Here is a 22,413-nt window from a genome sequence, read left to right as displayed (position 1 = left end):
GCATCACTGCCTCAGAATTTGTAGGCCAGGCTGGCGAACAGCTGGCGCGGTGCGATCAACTGGTACGAACCGGAACTTTCGTTCGGGAACACCGCGCCGATCGCATCGTCCTTGTCGAACAGGTTGTAGACCGACAACTGCAGCCGCCCACCGGCCAGAAACCCGGCATCCTCGCCCTGATAGCCGACGCTGCCGTTGACGATGAAGGTGGCATCGACCTGGTCGGTATTGAGCGTGTCGCCGTAGCGCTTGCCGGTGTATTTGGTGTCGAGGTTGGCGAAGAAATGCTCGCCTTCCCAACCGCCGTTGAGGCTGAACATCACCTTGGGCGAGTCCGGCACTTCGTTGCCTTCCACCTGCACCAGGCTGCCGCTGACCGGGCCGAAATAGTTGTCCTGGAACTCGGACTTGTTCCAGGTCAGCGATGCCCCCAATCGCCAGCCCGGTGCCGGCTTCCACATGCCGGACACTTCCGCCCCGTAGGTCTGCACGTCGCCGACGTTGGCGTAGACGGTGGGCGCGACCACCAGCGGGTCCGGATCGGTCAGCGCGATGATGCGGTTCTCGTAATCGATCTTGTAGGCGGCGATGTAGCCGCTCCACTGGCTGGATTCGGCGCGGATGCCGATATCGATATTGGTGGATTCCTCCGGCGCGATATCCGGATTGAATGCACCCGAGGTCAGCGCCAGCCGTGGTGCCGAGCTGAAGTTTTCCGCGTAGTTGGCGAACACCTGCACGCCCTCGGCAAGCTGGAAGCTGGCGCCGACCTGGGGCTGGAACCAGTCGCTGTTCTTGATGGTGACGTCGCGGCGCACGCCGACATTGAAATCATCGAGATTGGCGATGCCGTTGTAATCGCGTTTGACATCCAGCCCCTTGGCACCGAATTCCATGGTGAGCCGGTCATCGAGCAGGCGCAGCGTGTCCTTGATGTAAAGCTGCTTCACCTCGGTGGAGAAGTGATTGTCGTAATAGACCACGATCGGCAGCGAGCCCTTCAGCAGCGCGCCGGTGGCCGGGTCCAGGTTGTACAGCGGGCGCACCTGATCGAAGTCGTAGTTTTCGTACCACGCACCGACTTCGAGCTTGTTGTGCTCGGTCTCCCATGACACTGCACTGGTTACGCCGTAGCGATCGCCGCCCATGATTTCCTCGCGCCGGGTCATCGCACCGACGCGGATGACATTGCCGTTGGCATCGACGATCTGCGGGTCGTTGATGGCGATATCGGTGCGACCCGGCGTGCCGGCGATGGCGTCGTTGTACAGGCCGGTGGCCGTGCTCGGTGGCGTGCCGCCGACGCCATAACCATGCTTGTTTTCGTAGTAGCCAGTGAAGGTGACACCGATCGCATCGTTGAACAGGAAATCGCCGTGCAGGCTGAGCAGCGAATCGCGGCGGCCGTTCTGCCATTCGCTGTAATGCTCGGCATCCACTTCCGGATTGCCGGTGATGCGTTCATGCAGATCCCACGACACCGACCCGTCGGAGTTGTACGACTGCACGTCGTAGTCCTTGCGGTTGTTGTAGATCCAGCCCAGGCTCAGGCTGCCCACGTCCCAGGCCTGGCGGATCTTGGCTTCGAAGTGATCGCTCTTCTGCGTGGCCGGCTCCATGTCCCACACCCCGCCCTGCGTGCGCGAGGCAGACAGATACGCGCTGGGGCCGCCGTCCCACCAATCCGGCGTATCCAGGCGCACGAAGCTGCGCACCAGATCGTCCGAGCCGATGGTCTGGGTGAGGTTGCCGCTCCAGCTGTCGCCGCCCTTCGGTGGCAGGCTGGTGTAACGGATCGCGCCGCCCAGTGCGTGGTACGAAGGCTGGGTGACATCGCCGGAGCCGGCCGACACGGTGACGTCGAGCAGGTTCTCGCTGGACACGTAACGGGTGATCGGGCCGCCTTCGCGGGTGTCGAAGGTTTCGATCGGGATGCCGTCCAGGGTCACGCCGATCTGGTTGGCGGAAAAGCCGCGGATGGTCATCGAGTCGCCGAACTCGTACAGCCCGAACGGATCGGTGGTCTGCACATTCACGCCCGGCAGGCTCGCCAGTAGCTGCTGCGGTGCCACGCCGGGCACCTGTGCCTGGATGTCGTCGACGGAGATGGAGGCGGTGGTGCGCGTGGAGCCGGTGCCGACCACGCTGACCGCGTCCAGCGTGCGTGCTTCCTGTGCCAGGACCGGCAGGCTGTGGGCGCCAGCCAGCACCAAGGTCATCGAAGCCAGCGTGCGACCACGCGTGGCGGTGGTGAGAATGGCGGCAACCGACGCCGCCAGTTGATCGGTGTTCAAGCGCTTGCGCATGCAATCGACCCCCTGGATGGTGTGACGTGCTGAGTGACCGGGCCCGCTCCCCAAGACCGGCTGACACCGCGGATGCGGCATGCATCGACCATACCCAGCACAGTTCCGCTGCACGCGCCGCGCGGAGGGTAGGGGCGGCGCGGGTGGGTAGGTAGCTGCCGGATTCAACGATCTGAATAGGGACTGCCCCCACCCACCTGCCGCCATCCGGACATACCAGGTCTTGCGCACTTGCCATGCCGCGCCGAATCGACAACGCTGCGCAGCCGCATTCCGAGTCCACCCATGCCGCCTGCCGCACCGTCCCTGTTACTGCTCGATTTCGACGGCGTGCTGGCCAGCTATTCGCGACCGCGTCGTCTGGCTGCGCTTGCCAGTGCGGCGGGATGCACGCCGCAACGTGTGCAACAGGTCTTGTTCGAGCAGGGCCTGGAGCGTGCCTACGATGCCGGCGTGATCGACACGTCGGCCTATCTGGCGCAGCTCGGCGAGGGGCTTGGCTGCGTGATCGATCGCGCCACCTGGATCGATGCGCGCGTGGCGGCATGCCGCGCCGAGCCGGCGGTAGTGGCGCAGGTACTGGCGGTGTCGGCAACGACCGCGGTGGCGGTGCTCACCAACAACGGGCCGTTGATGGCGGAAGCGATCGAGCGGATCGTGCCAGCGCTGTTTCCGCTATTGCAGGACCGCGTGCTGTGCAGCGGCGCCCTCGGCGGCCGCAAGCCGGAGCTGCCGGTGTATCAGCGCGCGCTCGCCCGGCTCGATGCGGCCGCGTCACGCACGTTGTTTGTCGACGACCTGTTCGTCAACGTGCGCGGCGCACGTGCCGCCGGCCTGCAGGCGGACACGGTGCGCGATGCGCGCGGCTTGCGGCGGGTGTTGAAGCGGTATGGGCTGGGGTGAAGGGCCGGGATTGGGGATTGGGGAATCGTTGAGCATCGCGGAACACCTGTCACTCTCTCGGGGTGACGCAAGACGCTGCTCGCAGCATTGAACGCGTCGGCGTCCACGGTCAGGGACAGCGTTGGCGCCTTGAGTCGGTGTCGGGTTAACGGCGAACGCAGAAGCGAGCCCCTCTCCCGTCGGGAGAGGGGTTGGGGTGAGGGTACGGTAGAGCGATAAAACCCAAACCTCCATGCCCCCCGCCGTTATCCAATCGCTGCCGCAAGAGGGCTGCATCGCGCGCTACGCAATCCGCATCAGCTACGCAACGCGGTCTTCATGCAGATCCTGCAACAGCCGCGCAGGTACCTGCGGCAACAACGCCACGTGCCCTGACAGGGCCTGGCGCAAATCGGGAAACACAACGACCTGCGCCTCCTCCCCAACCGCGCTCGCCGGCACAGCGCCGGTCGCGATGGCGCAAGGAAGCGCAGAGGTCGATCACTTCTGCGCGGCGTACTCGGCAACGGCCAGGCGCAGGCGCGCCAGGCCATCGGCCAACTCGGCATCGGTCAGATTCAGTGCCGGCACGAAGCGCAGCACATCCGGCCCCGCCTGCAACAGCAACACGCCATGGTTGGCGGCGAAATCCAGGATCGCGCCGGCCTGCCCGGCATGCGCCGGCGCCAGTACCGCGCCCAGCATCAGGCCGCGTCCGCGGATCTGCGTGAACAGGCCGAACTCGGCGTTGAGCGCCTCCAGGCCGGCGCGCAGGGCCGCCGATTGACGCTCCACATTCTCGGCGATCTGCGGCGAAGCCAGCTTGCGCAGCGCCACCCGCGCCACCGCCGCTGCCAGCGGATTACCGCCGAAGGTGGTGCCATGCGCGCCGAACTGCATGATCTCGGCCACCTTCGGGCCGGCCAGCATTGCGCCGATCGGGAAGCCGCCACCCAGCGCCTTGGCCAGCGTCACGATGTCCGGCGTCACCTGCTCCTGCCAATGCGCGAACAGCGTGCCGGTACGGCCCATGCCGCACTGGATCTCGTCCAGCACCAGTAGTGCATCGTGCTGGTCGCACAGCGCGCGCACGCGGCTCAGGAAACCCGGCGCGGCCGGCATCACCCCGCCCTCGCCCTGGATCTGCTCGACCATCACCGCGGCCACATCGCCCGAGGCCATGGCCGCCTCCAGCGCCGCCACGTCGTTGAAGTCCACATAGCGAAACCCGCCGGGCAGCGGCTCGTAGCCTTCCTGGTACTTGGGCTGCGCGGTCGCGGTGACCGCGGCCAGGGTGCGCCCGTGGAAGCTGCCGCGGAAGGTCACGATGACGCGCTTGTCGGCAGGGCGGCCGTGACTGCTGGCCCACTTGCGTACCAGTTTGATCGCCGCCTCGTTGGCCTCGGTCCCCGAGTTGCACAGGAACACCTTGTGCGCGAAGCGCGAAGCGGTCACCAGCTCTTCGGCCAGCTGCAGCGGCGGTGCGCTGAAGAACACGTTGCTGGTGTGCCACAGCTTGCCGGCCTGTTCGGTCAGCGCGGCCATCAGATCCGGATCGTTGTGCCCCAGCCCGTTGACCGCGATGCCGGCGGACAGATCCACATACTCGCGGCCCTGGTCGTCCCACACGCGACTGCCCTGGCCACGCTCCAGCACCACCTGGCGCGGGCGGTACACCGGCAGGTAGTAATGCGCGAGGGACAGGGGCGAATCGGCAGCGGTGCTCATGATGGTGGGTCGCAGAAGCGGAGGGAGAACGCGCATTCTCGCGCATTCGCCGGCCTGCGGCACAATGCGCGGATGCGCCCTTTCTCCGATCCCCAGCTCACTCCCGCCACCGACCACGGCTGGCGCCGGCAATGGTTCGACATCATCTACCGGCACGACACCCGTCCGTCGCGCAATTTCGACCTGATGCTGGTGGTGGCGATCCTCACCAGCGTGATGGTGATCATGATCGACAGCGTGCCGCGCATCCACTCGCATTCGGCGCACTGGGTGGTGCCGCTGGAATGGGCGTTCACGGTCCTGTTCACGGTCGAATACGGGTTGCGCCTGGCGGTGGTGCGGCGCCCGCTGCATTACGCGCTCAGCGTGTGGGGCGTGATCGATCTGCTGTCGATCCTGCCCAGCTATCTGTCGTTCTTCGTGCCGGGTGCGCAGACGCTGCTGGTGGTACGCGTGCTGCGCATCCTGCGCCTGTTCCGCATCCTCAAGCTCACCCGCTACATCGAGGAAAGCGGGCAACTGGTGGACGCGCTCTGGCGCAGCCGGCGCAAGGTGCTGGTGTTCCTGTTCAGCGTGCTCACCATCACCGTGATTGCCGGCGCCACGATGTATGTGATCGAAGGCCCGCAACATGGGTTCACCAGCATTCCGACCAGCATGTACTGGGCCATCGTGACCATGGCCACGGTGGGCTTCGGCGACTTGGTGCCGCAGACCACGCTGGGCCGCTTCGTCACCTCGGCCCTGATCCTGATCGGCTACAGCATCATCGCCGTGCCCACCGGCATCTACACCGCCGAACTGGCCAGCACGCTGCGCGAAGGCGGCCACGCCGGCAAGCGCGATACCCGCAACTGCCCGCGGTGCGGGCTGGAAGGCCACGCGCCGGATGCGCGTTATTGCCGGCAATGTGCCGAGCCGCTGCCGGAGAGCTCCAACGGCTGACGCGGTGCTGTGGACTTGACGCGCCGCCTGCGGCCACCGATCAGTGGCCGCAGATAGAGCAGCTGATAGACGGCCTAGTAGATCAGCTGTAGCGCCGATGATCTGGGACTTGGCTGCAGTGCCCTTGCCCGCCCACCATCGCAGGACACGCCGCAAGTACGTCCTTGTAGGCTCTGGCGCGGCATCCATGCCGCTCAAGGTCCCGCGACGGTGAGCGGGCAAGGACCAGTCGGGATAGTCGGTGCGCAAGGTAAGAGCAGTGCTGGATGCGCCTCGTTCGATCATGACGCATCGGCTCCACGGCTAGGCAAGCCGCACGACAGACAGTTTTCAGATGAGCGCCGACCAACCGTCTGGTGCGGTGTCCTCACCGCTTGCGGGACCGTGTGGCGGCATGGATGCCGCCACCGAGCCCCCAGGGACGGGTTCACGGCGTGTCCCGCAGCCGGTGAGGGCACCGCGCCCTCGACCAGTTCTGCTTGAGACCATCTAACGACGCCGAAGGTCAGGATTTCAGCATCTTTGAGGCTTGCACAATCATCTGCTCGATGCGCTTACGCAATGCGACACAGATGCGTGCGCAGCATCAATGCGACATGCGATTGCTCATGTCGATCAGATCGTTGTAGCTGGCCAGCACGGCCTGGCGCGTGCCGCCCGGTGGGAGCGAGCCACTTTCCAGCAGCATCTGCTCGCTCTTGTTCAATGGTGTCTTGGTGCGGATACGCTCGACCAGCCGTCCCGACTCGCGCGCCAGCTTGTCGGCAGAACGTTCCATGTGGCCCCACATCGCATCGCCCTGGCCGACCTTGGCCTTCTGTGCCTCTTCCAGAATGCCCTGGTAGCGTGCGAGCTGGGATTGCGCTGCAGCAAGATCCGGCGTGTCGCTGTCGAGCACCTGCACCAGCTGCTTGCCTTCGCCGATGATCTTCAGGTGATACCAGGAGGCACTGCGGCCCTCTTCCTTTTCGATCGCATCGATCTGCGCCTGGCGACGCATGTCTTCGTTGCGTTCGAGTGCGGCATTCATGGCTTCGCCGGCCTCGAAGAACGCGTGATAGGCCTGCATCAACGGCGCGTGCAGCGCCTTCATGCCCTTGCCGTCATCGCGCAGATAATCCTCGCGGTCGTAGTAGCGCACCGCTTCGCCGATACGCTCGTTGAGCGTGGTGAAACGTTCCTGATAGGTCTTGGCCACCGGATCGAGCTGGGGGTTGGCGGGCGTTTGCGCCAGTGCCGCGGTCATCGGCGCCCCGCATTCGTCCACGTGATGCGACAGCACCGTGCCCGGTGCATGGATACCGCTCTCCTTGCCGGTCGGGCCGGCCTCGGGGTCCTGCATCCAGCCGATGTATTGCTGGTAGCTCTCATGGATCGGCTGCTCGACACCGTTGAAGCACGTGATGTAGGCATTGATCTTGTCGGCGCCTTCCACTGCGGCGGCGGGCGCGTCTTTCTGGCAGCCGGCAAGCAGTGCGGCGAACGCGATCGCCGCGGCGAGCGGCGCATAACGAAGTTGATGGGTCATCTTGCGTTCCATTGATAGGTTGAAGAAGGTGGCGCCGCAGCGTGCGGCCGAAAGGCATCCGGCGCAGCCGGTCGCCCGGCACGCGCGCGATGGCTGGAAACAGCAGTGATTACTGACGATTGCTTTGGAACACCAGCGCGTTGTAGGTGTTGAGTAACTTGCGCGGCGAGCCTTCGGGCGCCAGCGAGGGGCTATCCAGCCAGCCCTGCTCCATCTTGCTGTAGGGCGTTTTTTCGACCACGCGCTTCACCCGCGCCTTGGCTTGTCTGCGGAAGGTTTCTGCAGCGGTCTCGAAACTGTTCCAGTCCAGCTTGCCCGGCTCCTGGTCGGCCACCTTGGCGTGCGCTTCATCGGAGAGACGGTTGAAGCCGTCCAGCAGCGCGTTGGCACGCGGCACGTCGAACTGCTCCTCTTCCAGCGTATCGGCGATCTGCTTGGCGTCGAGCATCATCGCCAGCCGGTAGTACTCGCGCGTGCGGCCTTCGCCCTGCTCCAGCGTCTTGAGTTTTTCGCGTTGCGCCGCGTCGTTTTGCACGTCCAGTTCGGCGCTGAAGGCGGTGCTGGCATCGGCGTAGGTGGACAGTGCCTCCATCAGCTGCGGGTGCAGCTGCTTGCCCTTGGCAAACTGGTCGTCCTCGTAATCCTGGCGGGTGTAGTAATCGGCCACTGCGTGACTGATCGGCTGCAGTGCCTTCAATGCCGCGCGATAGTCGCTTGCTGCCTTGTCCAGCGCCGGCAGCGCTGGCTTCGCCGCAGCGGCCGCGCTGACCGGTGCGTCGCACTGCTGCATGTCGCCATCGTCGATATCGTACGGGCCGGTCATGCCGGACTCGTCACCGGTCGGGCCGGCGAACGGGTCCTGCATCCAGCCGGTGTAGTACCTGGCGCCGGCGTGCACCTTCGCGTTGACGCGGTTGAAGCAGTCGATATAGGCGCCGAGCTTGGCGGTCACGCCCTGCAGGGAATCCAGCTGTCCTCCGGTCGTTTTGGTATCGGCACTGTCGGCACCGGTTGCAGGCTGCTGCGACTTGCCGCCACAGGCGGCCACCAGGGCGGACACGCAGACCGCCAGAACAAGCACACGAAACTTCGGAGACACGCGCGGTACATCCTTGTTGGAAACGTTTTCAGCTACACACGATAGCAAACCCGACTGTGAACTGGGTGTGCTCGCCCCAGGTCCGGCCGCAGCCGGGCCTCCACGGCGCGACTGCTGGTGGGCCGCACCCACGCCTTGAAGCGCGGCAGCTGCGCGCGCCGAGGCCCGGTTGCCCCCCGTCTCCCGCCAACGAGCGCGGGCCGCGATGCTGGCCGCGCTCAGTCGAGAAACAGATCCGGCAACAGCGCACGCGACGGGTCGACCGCATAACCACTCAGGTCGGTGATGCCGGCCTGGGCCAGGACATCGTCGTCGATCAGGAACTGGCCATGGAATCCAGCCGCCTTGCGCGTCAGCACTGCATGCGCCGCGTCGGCCATGATCTCCGGTCGGCGACACGCGGCCGCGTCCACGCCGTCGATCATGTTGATCGCATCGGTAGCGATCACGGTGCGCGGCCACAGCGCATTGATCGCCACGCCTTGCGGGCCGAACTCGGCTGCCAGCCCCAGGGTCACCAGGCTCATGCCCATCTTTGCCAGGGTGTAGCCGGTATGCGCGCCCCACCACGCCGGGTTCAAGGACGGTGGCGGCGCCAGCGTGAGGATGTGCGGATTGGGCGCCTGCAACAGATGCGGCAGGCACGCCTGTGCGCACAGAAAACTGCCGCGTGCGTTGACCTGCTGCATCAGATCGAAGCGCTTCATCGGCGTGTCCAACGCACCACGCAACCAGATCGCACTGGCATTGTTGACCAGGATATCGATACCTCCGAAGGCATCGACCGTGGCGGCCACGGCCGCACGCACCTGGTCGTCGTCGCGGATATCGCATTTGAGTGCCAGCGCCTGCCCACCGGCCGCCGTCACCGCCGCGGCCGCGCTATGGATGGTGCCGGGCAACTTGGGATTGGCCACCGCCGATTTGGCCGCAATCGCCACATTGGCCCCATCCCGCGCCGCCCGCAACGCAATCGCCAAGCCAATCCCGCGCGAGGCACCGGTGATGAAGAGGGTTTTGCCGTTTAAGGTCATGGGAATCGGGAGTCGAGAATGGGGAATCGCAAAAGCTTAGCGCCTTGTACGTCCAGCAGCCGACGCACGATCAGCTGCCGCGATGCGCCCTACCGATTCCCTACTCCCGATTCCCCAATCCCGGCACTTCAGGGCTTTGGCCCCTGCCCCTCGTTGTCTTCCCAGTGCAGCACGCGGCGGGTCACGAAGCGGTAGACCGGTTTGCCGGTGGCGAACCACAGCTTGCGTACCCAGGAGGTGCGCTTGAGCACGCGGCGTTCCACCGGGGTGATCGCGGCCGGGCAATACATGCGCTTGTGCTTGAGCAGGTGGCGCAGGTCTTCGCGGGCAAGCAGGCGCATCCAGCGCGCACGGGGATTGCCGCGTACCGCCAGCTGGAAATCGATCACCGCCGGGCTGCCGTCGTCCTGCACCAGCCAGTTGGCCTCCTTGGCCAGATCGTTATGCGTCACGCCGCGCCGATGCAACTGCTGCAACAACCTGCGCGCGCCGCGGAAGTAGGCCAGATCGCCACGCGGCGGGCGCCGGTACATCGCATCGCCGGCCAGATAGCTGCGATCCAGATGGCGCCCGTCCCAGCGCAACAGCCGCGGTGTGCGTGGCAAGCCATCCAGCTGGCGCAGGGCCAACGCTTCGCGCCGCGCCAGCCACCAGGCCACTCCGCGCAACAGCCACGGCGCCACGCTCAGGTCGCGCCGCACGAACAGGCGGTCGGCCTCGCGGATCAACAGGATGCGCCCGAAGGTATCGGACTTCAGCGGCAGATTGGCGGCGGGATCGTCACTCATCCCCCATTGTAGGCGGGCCGCCCGCACCGCCACAGCGCGCGTTGCCCCTGCGGTCTTGTCCGCTCGCAACCTGAGGTGAAGCGGCCGGGCCGATGTGATGACGGCGAAGTCACCTCGTCGCCATGCCCACCTATAATCGTGGGATGAATTCATGGATCGACGCCACGCTGGAGTGGATCGGACACCACCCCACCCTGGCTGGCGTGGCGATCTTTGCCATTGCATTTTCCGATGCGGTGATTGTGCTCGGCGCCATCGTGCCGGCACTGCCGTTGCTGTTCGCCATCGGCGTGCTGATCGGGCTGGGCCAGATCAACGGGCCGTATGCGGTGGCCTGCGCCGCCTTGGGCGCCTTCGCCGGCGATACGCTGAGCTTCTGGGTCGGCCACCGTTGGGGTCACCAGTTGCACACCTACTGGCCGTTCCGCCGCTACCCGCAGTTGCTGGAGCGTGGCGAGCTGCTGTTTCGGCGCAATGCCTTCAAGAGCATCCTGATCGCCCGTTACGTGGGCGCGGTGCGGCCGTTCGTGCCGGCCATCGCCGGCATGTCGCACATGCCGTTCAAGCGCTATCTGGTCGCCAGCGGCCTGGCCTGCATCTCGTGGGCGCTGCTGTTCCTGGTGCCCGGCTGGGTGCTGGGCACCGCCTACGACGCGGTGGCCGCGGTGGCCGGCCGCCTGTTCGTGGTTGTCACCTTGCTGGCCGCAGTGATCGGCCTGGCCTGGGCGATGGTGCTGTACTCCTACCGCTGGTCGGCCGGCCATCTGGATGCCCTGCTGGCGCGGCTGCTGGAGTGGTCGCACCGGCATCCGGTCCTGGGCAACTGGTCGGTGAGCGTGTTCGACCCGCGCCGCCGCGAGTCGGTGCCGCTGGCGATGATGGCGTTGATGCTGTTGCTGCTGGGCTGGGGCTGGTTCGTGTTGCTGATGGTGGTGCTGGCGCATGGCGAGCCGCTGCGCGTGGACCTGGCCGTGCACGATCTGATGCTGGCGCTGCGCAACCCGCTGGCCGACTACCCGATGGTGGCGCTGGCCTCGCTGGGCGACTGGCAGGTGCTGCTGCCGGCGATCGCGGCGGCCATGGGCTACCTGGCCTGGCGGCGCCGCTGGATGGCGGTGACGCATTGGGTGATCGCGCTGGCCTTCGGCCTGGCGTTGACCCAGTTGCTGGGCGCCACCGTGCAGGTGGTGCGCCCGCCGGCGGCCAGCAGCGGTTTCGGGTTTCCGTCGGTGGCGGTCACCATGGCCACGATCGGCTTTGGTTTCTTCGCGCTGCTGATCGCGCGCGAGCTGCCGGGCCGGCGCCGGGTGTGGCCGTATCTGGTCAGTGGCGCGATGGTGTCGCTGATCGGCTTTGCGCGCCTGTACCTGGGCGCACACTGGCTCAGCGACGTGGTCGGCGGCATGCTGTTCGGCATCTTCTGGCTGCTGGTGCTGGGCATCGCCTATCGCCGCCGGGCCACCCGCGCGTTCTGGGTCAAGCCGGTCTCGTGGATCTTCTACGGTGTGTTCCTGACCTGCGCGATCGTGTTCGCGCCGCGCAATCTGGACACCAAACTGGCCAAGTTCGAACCGCCGCCGCCGTTGCTGATGGAATTGCCCGCCAATGACTGGTGGAACGGCCAGTGGCGCCTGCTGCCCGCACGCCGCAACGAATTCGACGACGATCAGCGCTGGCCGCTGGACGTGCAGCTAGCCGGCCCGCTGGCACCGCTGCAGCGCCAGCTGGAAGCACGCGGCTGGCGGGTGCAACCGCAGGCCGGCTGGGAACAGGCGCTGCACCTGCTGGATGTCAGCGGCCGCCCGGACGAGGTGCCGATTCTGCCGGCCACGCTGGACACGCAGGTCGAAGCCCTGCTGATGGTGCGCCACGCGGCGCCCGGCCATGTGCATGTGTTGCGCCTGTGGCCGGCGGCCGCGCGCCTGCAGCCCGGCGCCCAACCCTTGTGGGTGGGCAGCACCCAGACCCTGCGCTACAGCCGGCACTTCAGCCTGATCGGCCTGTGGTATCCGCTGCGCGGGGTCGACCCGGCACTGAGCGCGTTGCGCCAGGCACTGCCCCCCCTGCCGCATCGCCTGGAACAACGTCGACGCTCGCAGGTGCCCGTGATCCTGATCGACAGCAGGTCGGGAAATGCACTGCCGCCAGAGGACAAGGACAACGCTGCACCGCAGCCGGAAACCACCGCATCCGACCCGGCGGCATCGGCGTCGTCACACCAGCGCCGTTGATCGATCGGGCTACAGCAGCGATCGGCCAGCGACCGCGCGTGCAGTACTGTAGACAAGAGCTACTTGCAGCATGTCCCGCGCTGGTAGGCGGGCAAAGGGCCCCTGCAGCCAAGCCGCAGGTCAGCCGCTCTACAACCGACGCATCCGCACCGTTCGATTACCTGAAAGCTTGCGCTTCAGCGCCGCTTGGATACGCACAAGCCGCATTGGTCGAGGCGCGATGCACTCACCACAACACGCCATCCACCGGCTGCATCGGTTCCGGCGCCTGTTCTCCGATTGCCTGCAACGCGTCGATTTCCACCGTGCGGCACATGCTGTCCAGCGGCAGGTCGTGGATGGTATTGGCGAACGGGTCGACCAATTCATCGCCGATCTTGAGCACCGCCAGGAACATCAGGCCGGCCACGGTCGACCCCACCGGCGTTGCGTATTGCAGCGTCTCCACCAGGCCGATCGGCAGCAGGACGCAGAACAGCCGGGTAAACAGGTTTGGATAGAACCGGTATTGATACGGCAACGGCGTATTCTTCAGCCGCTCCATGCCGCCCTGCGCGTTGGCGATATCCACCAGGATACGCTCGACACTGGCTTGTTGAATGCTGTCGATCCAGCCATCGCGACGTGCCTGCTCGACGTTGCGTCCGGTGGCGTCGAGCAGGCCGTTGGCGACATTGGTGCGCGTGATCACCGCGGCCACTTCGTCGGCATGCAGGCGCGGCTCCAGCGCCATCGCCACCGGGAGCCGCCGTAGCTGGCACCGCAACGCATTGACGTAGGCGATCTGGCGCAACGCAATGCTGCGGCCCAGCGCTGCCGCTTCCGGCGCGGACAGGATGCTGATGCTCAAACGCACCAGATTGCGCGATGCATTGATCATCTGGCCCCACAGCACCCGCCCTTCCCACCAGCGCTGGTAGGTCGAGTTGGCACGAAAGCCCAGGAACAACGCCAGCGCCGAGCCGAAGATGGTCAACGGCAATGCAGGCGCGCGGAACGGCAGCACGTAGTAGATGATCGTGATCAACACGTCCCATACGAACAACACCGCCAGGGTCCGCCAGACCTGACTGAACACATCTGCCACACGCGGTTTGACATCGATGATCAAGGCACACTCCGTGGATCGATAACGAGTGACGCCAATGCGCGCATCCACTGCAGGGATGCCATCGGGAGCGCACTCAAGCGTGGCGAGTGTGCCGTTGCAAGGGTGCAAGCGCGGTGATGGGTCACGCGCGCCGTTGTCTTAGTGTCACGGCATCCAGGCGAGCAACTGGTCCAGGCGCCGGTGCGGATCGTCCTGCTGCAACAGCGACAGACGCTGCTGCTCGGTCAATGGCAGCAGTTCGGCCAGCCGCCAGCCGACCCATGCCGCCTGGTCCAGCAGCTCAGGCCCGGCGGAGGCAAATTCGCCGCCGACCTGTTCGAGCAGGCGCTCGAGCACGGTTGCCAGCAGGCCATGCTCGGGGCGCAGTTCGTCGTCGCTGTCGGGTTCGCACCAGCTCACCTCGCCGACCACAAGCCCATTGTCGCGGATGCGCGAACGCCGTACATGAAAGCGACGCGTCCCGCGCAGGCGCAACACCAGCACGCCGTCGGCGCCGACATCGAAATCCTCGATACGCACTTCGGTGCCGAATGCAGCCGGCGTTGCCGGCACGCCGACCTCGGTGCCATCCAGGATCAGGCACACACCGAAGCTGCTGCCCGTGCGGCCGCTCTCGCGCACCAGATCCAGATAGCGGCGCTCGAACACACGCAAGCCCATCGCCGCACCCGGCAACAGCACGCTGTGCAACGGAAATAGTGGCAGGGCGCTGGTGTCGGCGGTGGTCGTGAGGTCGGTCATCGGGACAATTGCGCCAGAAAGCGACGCGGCGCGCCATCGAAACCGCCATTGGACATGAACACCACATGGTCGCCCGGCTGCGCAATCTCGCCCAGGGTCTGCAGCAGTGCTTCCACGTCATGCGCCACATGCGCATCACCGCGCACCTGCGCGATGATCGGTGCGGCATCCCATGCCAGTTCGGGCCGATGCAGGAACACCACCGCATCGGCATCGCGCAACGACGGCGCCAACGCCTGCGCATGCGCGCCCGCCCGCATCGAATTGCTGCGCGGCTCCATCGCCACCAGCACGCGTGCCGCGCCGACCTTCGCACGCAGGCCCTGCAAGGTGGTCGCGATCGCGGTGGGGTGATGGGCGAAGTCGTCGTACACGGTGATGTCGCCTGCCTGCCCCAGCAGCTCCAACCGCCGCTTGACGCTCTGAAAGCGCGCCAGCGCCGGCATCACCGTCGCCGGATCCACGCCCACCGCATGCACAGCCGCCAGTGCTGCCAATCCATTGAGCACGTTATGCCGCCCGACCAGCGGCCACTGCACCTGGCCGATCTCCACCCCACGCTGCAGCACCGCGAACGCGCTGCCGTCGGCGGCGATCAAGCGTGCGCTCCAGTCGAGCGCCGCATCGAAACCGAAGCGCTCCACCGGCGTCCAGCAGCCCATCGCCAGCACCTCGGCCAGGCGCGCATCCTCGCCGTTGACGATCAGCCGCCCGCGCGCCGGCACCGTGCGCACCAGATGGTGGAACTGGCGCTGGATCGCGGCCACGTCCGGAAAGATATCGGCGTGGTCGTACTCGAGGTTGTTGAGGATCGCCACCAGCGGCCGGTAGTGCACGAACTTGCTGCGCTTATCGAAAAAGGCGGTGTCGTATTCGTCGGCTTCCACCACGAACTCGCGCCCCTGGCCCAGCCGGGCCGACACGCCGAAGTCTTCGGCCACGCCACCGATCAGAAAACCCGGTGCGCGCCCGGCGGCGTCCAGCAGATAGCTCAGGATGGTGGTGGTGGTGGTCTTGCCGTGGGTGCCGGCAACGGCCAGGGTGTCGCGGCCCGGCAACACCTGCTCGGCCAGCCACTGCGCACCGGAGCTATAGCGACGGCCCGCGTCGAGCACCGCTTCCACTGCCGGGTTGCCGCGCGACAAGGCATTGCCGATGACGACATCGCTTGCATCTGCCGAGATATTGGACGGCGCGTAGCCTTGTGCCAGCGCGATGCCAAGGGTTTCCAGCTGGGTGGACATCGGCGGATAGATGGCCTGGTCACTGCCCTCTACCTGCCAGCCCAGTTCGCGCGCAAGGGCGGCGACACCGCCCATGAAGGTCCCGGCAATGCCGAGGATATGGAGTTTGGTCATGAGCCGCATTGTCGCCGATCGCCGGAGTTGCGGGCCATTCCACGCAACCGCCGACCGTGTTGTCAGGAAACCCCTACCGCACTGTCAGGAATTTCCTGATATGAGAACTGCGTCACATCCATCACCATGCTGAACGCCAGTCGCAGCACCCCTTTGGTCCTACTCCCCAAGAGGCCAAATCCCCAGGGAGCTCATGCTGTGGGGCTCTGAGCAAGCTCATTACTGGCGTTATTCTGCCCCGGTCGTCTTGTACGCCCGGGGTTTTTCTTTTGCGCAATCAATGGGTTGTGACGCCATGCCGGCCGCCGGCGCGCATCTGTGCGGGCCAGGCGTACTGCCGGGCCCACCCACCCCGGCTCAGCGACCGAGCGCGGTGCCGATACGCTCCAGCACTTCATCCAGCGTGCCCACCCCGTCCACGCGTGCCAGCTTGCCGCGCTGTTCGTAGAAACCGATCACCGGCGCCGTGGAGTCGGTATAAACCTGCAGGCGCTTGCGCACCGACTCGGGATTGTCGTCCTCGCGGCCCTCGGCCTTGGCGCGGCCGGCAATGCGCTCGACCAGCAATTCGCTGGCCACATCCAGCTGCACCACCGCATCCAGCGGCTGACCGATCTTGCCGAGCAGGTCGTCCAGCGCATTGGCCTGCGCCACGTTGCGCGGATAGCCGTCGAGAATGAAGCCCTTGGCGACATCGGCCTGACCAAGCCGCGCCTCCAGCATGCCGAGCAGGATCTCGTCGGAAACCAGATCGCCGCGTGCCATCACTTCCTTGGCCTTCAGGCCCAGCGGTGAGCCGGCGGCCACTTCGGCACGTAGCAGATCGCCGGTGGAAATATGCGGGATCCCAAACTTGTCTTTGAGACGTGTCGCCTGGGTGCCCTTGCCCGAACCGGGCGGTCCCAACAGAACCAATCGCATCAGTGGACTCCACTTTCGAATAAAAACGCGTTGCGGTTGGCGGCGTTAGACTCAGGTCTTCGCCAGCGCTGACCGTATGGTCGTGCAGCTTACCGCATCCGGGGAATGTCCCGGCACTGTCCCCTGCGCCATCGCCCATGTAAGGAGCCCGTCCCCTATGTCCACTGGCAACTTGCTGTACGCCCAATCCGGCGGCGTCACTGCCGTCATCAACGCCACCGCCGCCGGTGTGATCACCGAGGCGCGCGCACGCAAGGTCAAGGTACTGGCCGCACGCAACGGCATCCTGGGCGCCTTGCGCGAGGAGCTGATCGACACCTCGAAGGAGTCCGCCGCCACGATCGCCGCACTGGCGCAGACTCCGGGCGGCGCGTTCGGCTCGTGCCGCTACAAGCTCAAGTCGCTGGAAGAAGACAGTGCCAAATACGAGCGCCTGCTCGATGTGCTGCGCGCGCACGACGTGCGCTGGTTCCTCTACAACGGCGGCAACGACTCGGCCGACACCGCGTGGAAGGTCTCGCAGCTGGCCAAGGCCTATGGTTACCCGCTGCACTGCATCGGCGTGCCCAAGACCATCGACAACGATCTGGCGGTGACCGACACCTGCCCCGGCTTCGGCTCGGCGGCCAAGTACACCGCGGTGTCGGTCCGCGAGGCCGCACTGGATGTCGCCGCCATGGCCGACACCTCCACCAAGGTCTTCATCTATGAGGCGATGGGCCGCCACGCCGGCTGGCTCGCCGCCGCCGCAGGCCTGGCTGGCCAGGGCCCGGACGATGCACCGCAGGTCATCCTGCTGCCCGAGCGCGCCTACGACCAGGCGGTGTTTCTGGCCAAGGTCAAGCAGGTAGTGGAAAAAGTCGGCTGGTGCGTGGTCGTGGCCAGCGAAGGCATCCAGGACGCGCAGGGCCGTTTCGTCGCCGATGCCGGCGGCGCGACCGACTCGTTCGGCCATGCGCAACTCGGCGGCGTGGCCTCGTTCCTGGCCGCGCAGGTCAAGCAGGAACTCGGCTACAAGGTGCACTGGACGCTGCCCGATTACCTGCAGCGTTCCGCACGCCACCTGGCGTCAAAGACCGACTGGGAACAGGCCCAGGCCGTGGGCAAGGCGGCGGTGCAATACGCCCTCAAGGGCATGAACGCGGTGATCCCGGTGATCGAACGCGTCAGCGACGCGCCGTACCGCTGGAAGATCGTATCCGCCCCGCTGCACAAGGTGGCCAACCACGAAAAGAAGATGCCGCCCAGCTTCCTGCGCAAGGACGGCTTCGGCATCACCGAGCGCGCCCGCCGCTACTTTGCCCCATTGATCAAGGGCGAAGCGCCGCTGGCCTACGGCAGCGACGGCCTGCCCAAGTACGTGACGTTGAAGAATGTGGCGGTGGCGAAGAAATTGCCCGCGTGGGAAGGGTAAGCCACCCAAGTGCAGGCGCCCTCGCTGGCGCGTCTATGCCGGGACACCCACGCTAACCGGCGCCGGGCTGTCTGCGGAATCTCCGAATGCACTCTTTAACGAGCCGGCACCGCACGTGCGGATGGACGCCAGGCGCTACTGCCTTGCGCTGAGATAAGAAAGATCACGGCGACATTGCCAGATTGACCCCCAGCGTGATCCATCCACGTGGCGCTACCGCGTGGTCGCGCCCGACAACTATGTCGACGCTGGACGCCTTTCCCATCAGCCGGCGCATGCCAACTTGTGCGCCCTGCCCGTTGTGATCGTCTCCGGAGGCTTCGGCCAAGAGTGTCCATTTGGGCGTGAGTGTCCGCTCCAGCCCCACTCCCGCAGTGGTGGCATCGGACCCGGCATGCAGCGCGACGAAACCAAGGTTGACGTGAATCCGCGTGGCCGCATCTGCTCCAAGCGACCACGTCAGCGGGACGGTGAGATAGCGCGCGCGTTGCTGCGGTTCGTGCCAGGTACGCTGCAGCCCGACCGCTACTGCCAGCCCCCAGGCATGCTGCTCTGGATCACGCAGCGTGTGTTTGGCCCCTATATCGAACGCGGTAGATCCATGCCGGACATCGGTCACTCCTAAAGAAAATTCCGTACCCAGGACATTGCAGGCAGGTACCGCCGTGGCCGATGCACCACCTGGCGTTGCACGCCACCAGGCTTCCAGCTGGCATTGGCCACGCGGTGTCACCCCGGCATCGTCGACCACCATGCTCGCCGCCGCGCGCACGGGTACTGGGTGCCACAATGCGAAGAAGGCAAGCAGGCTTGGGGAGTATCGCAATACCTTCATAGACGTTCTCAAGACATCAGCGGAGTTGCTGCGCGACTCGGTATAGCGCCGAGCGCAGCGACAATCGTTGCCAGCGCGTATCAGATGCGGGCAATTGGCGTGCCGGGTCAGGAGTATATGCGTGGCACAAGCCGATGCCGACCACCGGCGCCGCGAACCTGCGGCACGCAGTTGCTTCGCAGTGGCGGTGGTCGCTCCCAATGCACGGGGCGGTAACCGTGCGCAACATGCAAGCTGGCGCGACTGTGTTTCTTAAAGCCTGAGCAATGGTTGGATCACTGCTTCGATGTGGATGCCACACAAGCCCGCGGCATCGATAGCAACACCGGCATCGCTCTATTGTCGATGCGCGTCACCCGCACGGCATGCGGCTACGGAGCGTCATGCCATGCGGACCTCTGTACCTCAAACAGCAGCAACACGCCCGCATCATGCCGCACCTGTCACTGACAGGCCTTGCCTTCCATCGTCTGCTGCGCCGCGAACATCGGTACCTGCGGGATCTTGCCGGCGGCGGCTTGTTGCTTGGCATCTTCCAGGTAGATGCGCGACTGGCCTTGGCCATCGAGCTGCGGCTTGGCATCCACCGGCTTGCGCCAGACGCGCACCACCGCCTGCTGCGCGGGGCAGGCGGCGCTGGGGACGCGGATCACATCGTTGAAGATCCAGCCAGACGCGACGCTGGGCGCGGCCTTGGCGAAATCCACGAAGCGTGCACGCGGCTGGCAGGTGGGACTGCTGCGCACCACCGACAACGTATACGGCTGCGCGGCATTGCCGGTGAACACGCCTTCCAGGCGCGCGCAGGCCTCGGGAATCTGGCGCAGGGTGTGCACGGCGCCGACCGCTTGCGCGGTGCCGGCTGGACGCTGCTTCAATTCCGGCGTCGGTTCGGCAGCGAGCGCTTGGGCGCTGAGCAAGACTGCAGCGATCGTCACGGCATATTTTGCGGCATGGTTCGACATCGTCACTCCTGGATCGGCTCGATCACGTTGGCCGCAGGCTGTCATGCCGCAACTGAACGACGCGCCAAAGCCGCAGTGGTGGCAGCGGCGCAAGCCGCGGCGCATACTCGCCCGCAATCCGGCCACCTGAACATCGCGACGCGCATTACGGTCCCCATGGCCGTCGAGTCCGTATTCGCCACTCCACTCGCTGCGTGCATCGCCCTTGGTTCGTCCGACCGGACGACATCCATTCTCTGGGAGGGGTCATGCTGGAACACTACGGGTTACTACTTGCGCTGGGCTGTGCAGTCCTGGCAATCGTTTATGGCGGTGTGTCGGCACGCTGGGTGATCGCGCAGCCGAGCGGCAATGCACGCATGCAGGAGATCGCCGCCGCAATCCAGGAAGGCGCACGCGCGTATCTCAACCGGCAATACCTCACCATTTCGATTGCCGGCGGCGTGCTGTTCGTCCTGGTCGGGTTGTTCCTGAGTTGGTACACCGCCGTCGGGTTTGCGATCGGCGCGGTGCTGTCGGGGTTGGCCGGCTATATCGGCATGAACGTGTCGGTCCGTGCCAACGTCCGTACGGCCGAGGCCGCGCGGCATGGCATCGGCCCTGCGATGGATGTGGCGTTCCGTGGCGGTGCCATCACCGGCATTCTGGTGGTCGGCCTGGGACTGCTCGGTGTCGCCGGTTACTACGCGCTGTTGCAAGCGGTAGGACTGCCGCTGGAGCGCAACCTGCATGCACTGGTGGGGCTGGCATTCGGCTCGTCGCTGATTTCGATCTTCGCGCGCCTGGGTGGCGGTATTTTCACCAAGGGTGCGGACGTGGGCGCAGACCTGGTCGGCAAGGTGGAAGCCGGTATCCCCGAGGACGATCCACGCAACCCGGCGGTGATCGCCGACAACGTGGGCGACAATGTCGGCGACTGCGCCGGCATGGCGGCGGATCTGTTCGAAACCTATGCAGTCACCGTGATCGCCACGATGCTGCTGGGCAGCCTGACGCTGGCCGAAACCGGGCCGCAGGCGGTGCTGTACCCGCTGGTGCTGGGTGGTGTCTCCATCATCGCTTCAATCGTGGGCGCCTCGTTCGTCAAGGTCAAAGCAGGCGGCTCGATCATGGGCGCGCTCTACAAGGGCGTGATCGTCTCCGGCGTGCTGGCCGCACTGGCCTACTGGCCGATCACCCAGTCGCTGATGCGCGACAATACGCATGGCGCCACCGCGTTGTATGCGTGCGCCTTGATCGGCCTGGTGCTCACCGGCCTGATCGTCTGGATCACCGAGTACTACACCGGCACCCAGTACAAGCCGGTGCAGCACGTTGCCGCAGCAAGCACCACCGGCCACGGCACCAACATCATTGCCGGGCTTGGCGTCTCGATGAAATCCACTGCGTTGCCGGTCATCGCGGTGTGCGCGGCAATCTGGGGCGCGTTTCATTTTGGCGGCTTGTACGGCATCGCGACCGCAGCGACTGCAATGCTGTCGATGGCCGGCATGATCGTGGCGCTGGATGCGTACGGGCCGATTACCGACAACGCCGGCGGCATCGCCGAAATGGCCGAGTTGCCGCCGGAAGTACGCAACATCACCGATCCGCTGGATGCGGTGGGAAACACCACCAAGGCGGTCACCAAGGGCTATGCGATCGGCTCGGCCGCGCTGGCTGCGCTGGTGCTGTTTGCCGACTACACGCATAACCTGCAGGCGGCCAATCCCGGCCAGGTATTCGCCTTCGACCTGTCCGACCACACCGTGATCATCGGTTTGTTGATCGGCGGCTTGATCCCGTATCTGTTCGGTGCGATGGCGATGGAAGCGGTGGGACGCGCGGCAGGCGCCGTAGTCGAGGAAGTGCGTCGCCAGTTCCGCGAGATCCCCGGGATCATGGCCGGCACCGCCAGGCCGCAATACGACCGCGCGGTCGACATGCTGACCCGCTCGGCGATCCGCGAAATGATCCTGCCCTCGCTACTGCCGGTGGTGGTGCCGGTGGTGGTCGGGCTGCTGCTGGGGCCGCGGGCACTGGGCGGATTGTTGATCGGCACGATCGTGACCGGCCTGTTCCTGGCGATTTCGATGACCACCGGTGGCGGGGCCTGGGACAACGCCAAGAAGTACATCGAAGACGGCCACTTCGGCGGCAAGGGCAGCGAAGCGCACAAGGCCGCCATCACCGGCGATACGGTAGGCGACCCGTACAAGGACACCGCCGGGCCGGCGATCAATCCGCTGATCAAGATCATCAATATCGTGGCCTTGCTGCTGGTACCGCTGCTTTGAGGGCGATGTGCCGCAAGCCGCGGGCTGACCGAAGGTGACGGGGCGGGGCCCGGAACGTGCCGACGCACGCGCCGGGTCCCATACGCCGCGCCAGGCCCGACGACTGCCTGCGGCGCTTACCTGACCACCGCGGACAAGCCTCATCGGCCTGCGCCTGCGATGCTGGCGTGCTGCATAGCTCGATCGCCAAAGCCGCGCCTGCCCCGCTGCTGCCCGGACGCAGTCACTGCACCAAGCAGCCCGCAGCGCAA

General features: G+C 65.8%; 17 protein-coding genes. 5 read left to right on the top strand and 12 right to left on the bottom strand.

All coding sequences use genetic code 11. From position 1 onward, the window contains the following. Positions 1-11: 11 nt before the first annotated feature. Positions 12-2,294: a TonB-dependent receptor gene (locus EO141_RS16780; protein WP_206514818.1), complete on the bottom strand. Its 2,283-nt coding sequence runs from the start codon at positions 2,292-2,294 to the stop codon at positions 12-14. Positions 2,295-2,591: 297 nt separating this feature from the next. Between EO141_RS16780 and EO141_RS16775 the strand changes: the two genes are divergently transcribed. Continuing rightward, the gene (locus EO141_RS16775; protein ID WP_127169736.1) at positions 2,592-3,209 is read left to right on the top strand and encodes an HAD-IA family hydrolase; all 618 of its coding nucleotides are present in this window, start codon (positions 2,592-2,594) and stop codon (positions 3,207-3,209) included. Between the two features lie 480 nt (positions 3,210-3,689). Here the strand turns inward: EO141_RS16775 and EO141_RS16770 are convergent, their stop codons facing one another. Beyond that, the gene (locus EO141_RS16770; protein WP_127169735.1) at positions 3,690-4,916 is read right to left on the bottom strand and encodes an acetylornithine transaminase; all 1,227 of its coding nucleotides are present in this window, start codon (positions 4,914-4,916) and stop codon (positions 3,690-3,692) included. Positions 4,917-4,988: 72 nt separating this feature from the next. Here EO141_RS16770 and EO141_RS16765 point away from each other — a divergent pair, with 72 nt between their 5' ends. Beyond that, positions 4,989-5,861 (top strand): ion transporter, encoded by an 873-nt coding sequence (locus tag EO141_RS16765; RefSeq protein WP_127169734.1) that lies wholly within the window; start codon positions 4,989-4,991, stop codon positions 5,859-5,861. 586 nt (positions 5,862-6,447) lie between these two features. Here the strand turns inward: EO141_RS16765 and EO141_RS16755 are convergent. From EO141_RS16755 to EO141_RS16740, 4 genes are all read right to left on the bottom strand, one after another. Beyond that, entirely contained in the window at positions 6,448-7,389 is a 942-nt protein-coding gene (locus EO141_RS16755) for a YiiG family protein (protein ID WP_232099115.1), read from the bottom strand. 109 nt (positions 7,390-7,498) lie between these two features. Continuing rightward, complete coding sequence (locus EO141_RS16750) at positions 7,499-8,488, bottom strand: YiiG family protein (protein WP_127169733.1); 990 nt, start codon at positions 8,486-8,488, stop codon at positions 7,499-7,501. Between the two features lie 218 nt (positions 8,489-8,706). After that, on the bottom strand, positions 8,707-9,522 hold the full coding sequence (locus EO141_RS16745) for an NAD(P)-dependent oxidoreductase (RefSeq protein ID WP_104584049.1): 816 nt from the start codon (positions 9,520-9,522) through the stop codon (positions 8,707-8,709). A gap of 128 nt (positions 9,523-9,650) precedes the next feature. Next, a complete protein-coding gene (locus tag EO141_RS16740; RefSeq protein ID WP_127169732.1) occupies positions 9,651-10,310 on the bottom strand; it encodes a serine/threonine-protein kinase in 660 nt (219 codons plus the stop codon). Between the two features lie 143 nt (positions 10,311-10,453). On the opposite strand from EO141_RS16740, the gene EO141_RS16735 reads away from it, so the two are divergent. Beyond that, positions 10,454-12,541: a bifunctional DedA family/phosphatase PAP2 family protein gene (locus tag EO141_RS16735; protein WP_127169731.1), complete on the top strand. Its 2,088-nt coding sequence runs from the start codon at positions 10,454-10,456 to the stop codon at positions 12,539-12,541. Positions 12,542-12,767: 226 nt separating this feature from the next. Here the strand turns inward: EO141_RS16735 and EO141_RS16730 are convergent, their stop codons facing one another. The 4 genes from EO141_RS16730 to EO141_RS16715 all read right to left on the bottom strand — a co-directional run bounded on the left by EO141_RS16730 (position 12,768) and on the right by EO141_RS16715 (position 16,672). Next, positions 12,768-13,652 carry a bestrophin family ion channel gene (locus tag EO141_RS16730; RefSeq protein WP_104648831.1) on the bottom strand — a complete coding sequence of 295 codons (885 nt, stop codon included), beginning with the start codon at positions 13,650-13,652 and terminating at the stop codon, positions 12,768-12,770. A gap of 144 nt (positions 13,653-13,796) precedes the next feature. Further along, on the bottom strand, positions 13,797-14,393 hold the full coding sequence (locus EO141_RS16725) for an LON peptidase substrate-binding domain-containing protein (protein WP_104584045.1): 597 nt from the start codon (positions 14,391-14,393) through the stop codon (positions 13,797-13,799). After that, positions 14,390-15,760, bottom strand: a complete 1,371-nt coding sequence (gene mpl, locus EO141_RS16720; RefSeq protein ID WP_206514815.1) for a UDP-N-acetylmuramate:L-alanyl-gamma-D-glutamyl-meso-diaminopimelate ligase — start codon at positions 15,758-15,760, stop codon at positions 14,390-14,392. Before mpl ends, EO141_RS16725 begins: the two co-directional genes overlap by 4 nt. A 348-nt stretch (positions 15,761-16,108) precedes the next feature. Next, positions 16,109-16,672, bottom strand: coding sequence for an adenylate kinase (locus EO141_RS16715; protein ID WP_104648828.1), 564 nt, complete (start codon positions 16,670-16,672; stop codon positions 16,109-16,111). Positions 16,673-16,829: 157 nt separating this feature from the next. Between EO141_RS16715 and EO141_RS16710 the strand changes: the two genes are divergently transcribed. Beyond that, on the top strand, positions 16,830-18,086 hold the full coding sequence (locus EO141_RS16710; protein ID WP_127169730.1) for a 6-phosphofructokinase: 1,257 nt from the start codon (positions 16,830-16,832) through the stop codon (positions 18,084-18,086). A 163-nt stretch (positions 18,087-18,249) separates the two neighbouring features. Here the strand turns inward: EO141_RS16710 and EO141_RS16705 are convergent, their stop codons facing one another. Then, positions 18,250-18,921, bottom strand: coding sequence for a hypothetical protein (locus EO141_RS16705; RefSeq protein ID WP_127169729.1), 672 nt, complete (start codon positions 18,919-18,921; stop codon positions 18,250-18,252). 443 nt (positions 18,922-19,364) lie between these two features. After that, a complete protein-coding gene (locus EO141_RS16700; RefSeq protein WP_127169728.1) occupies positions 19,365-19,886 on the bottom strand; it encodes a hypothetical protein in 522 nt (173 codons plus the stop codon). A 248-nt stretch (positions 19,887-20,134) separates the two neighbouring features. On the opposite strand from EO141_RS16700, the gene EO141_RS16695 reads away from it, so the two are divergent. After that, positions 20,135-22,162, top strand: a complete 2,028-nt coding sequence (locus EO141_RS16695) for a sodium-translocating pyrophosphatase (RefSeq protein ID WP_127169727.1) — start codon at positions 20,135-20,137, stop codon at positions 22,160-22,162. Positions 22,163-22,413 lie beyond the last annotated feature (251 nt).

Origin of the sequence: Xanthomonas sp. BRIP62415 (assembly GCF_003993515.1) — a bacterium.
Lineage (GTDB): Bacteria > Pseudomonadota > Gammaproteobacteria > Xanthomonadales > Xanthomonadaceae > Xanthomonas > Xanthomonas euroxanthea.
Note: the sequence above shows the minus strand (reverse complement) of the source record. Positions and strands in the feature narration are given on the sequence as shown.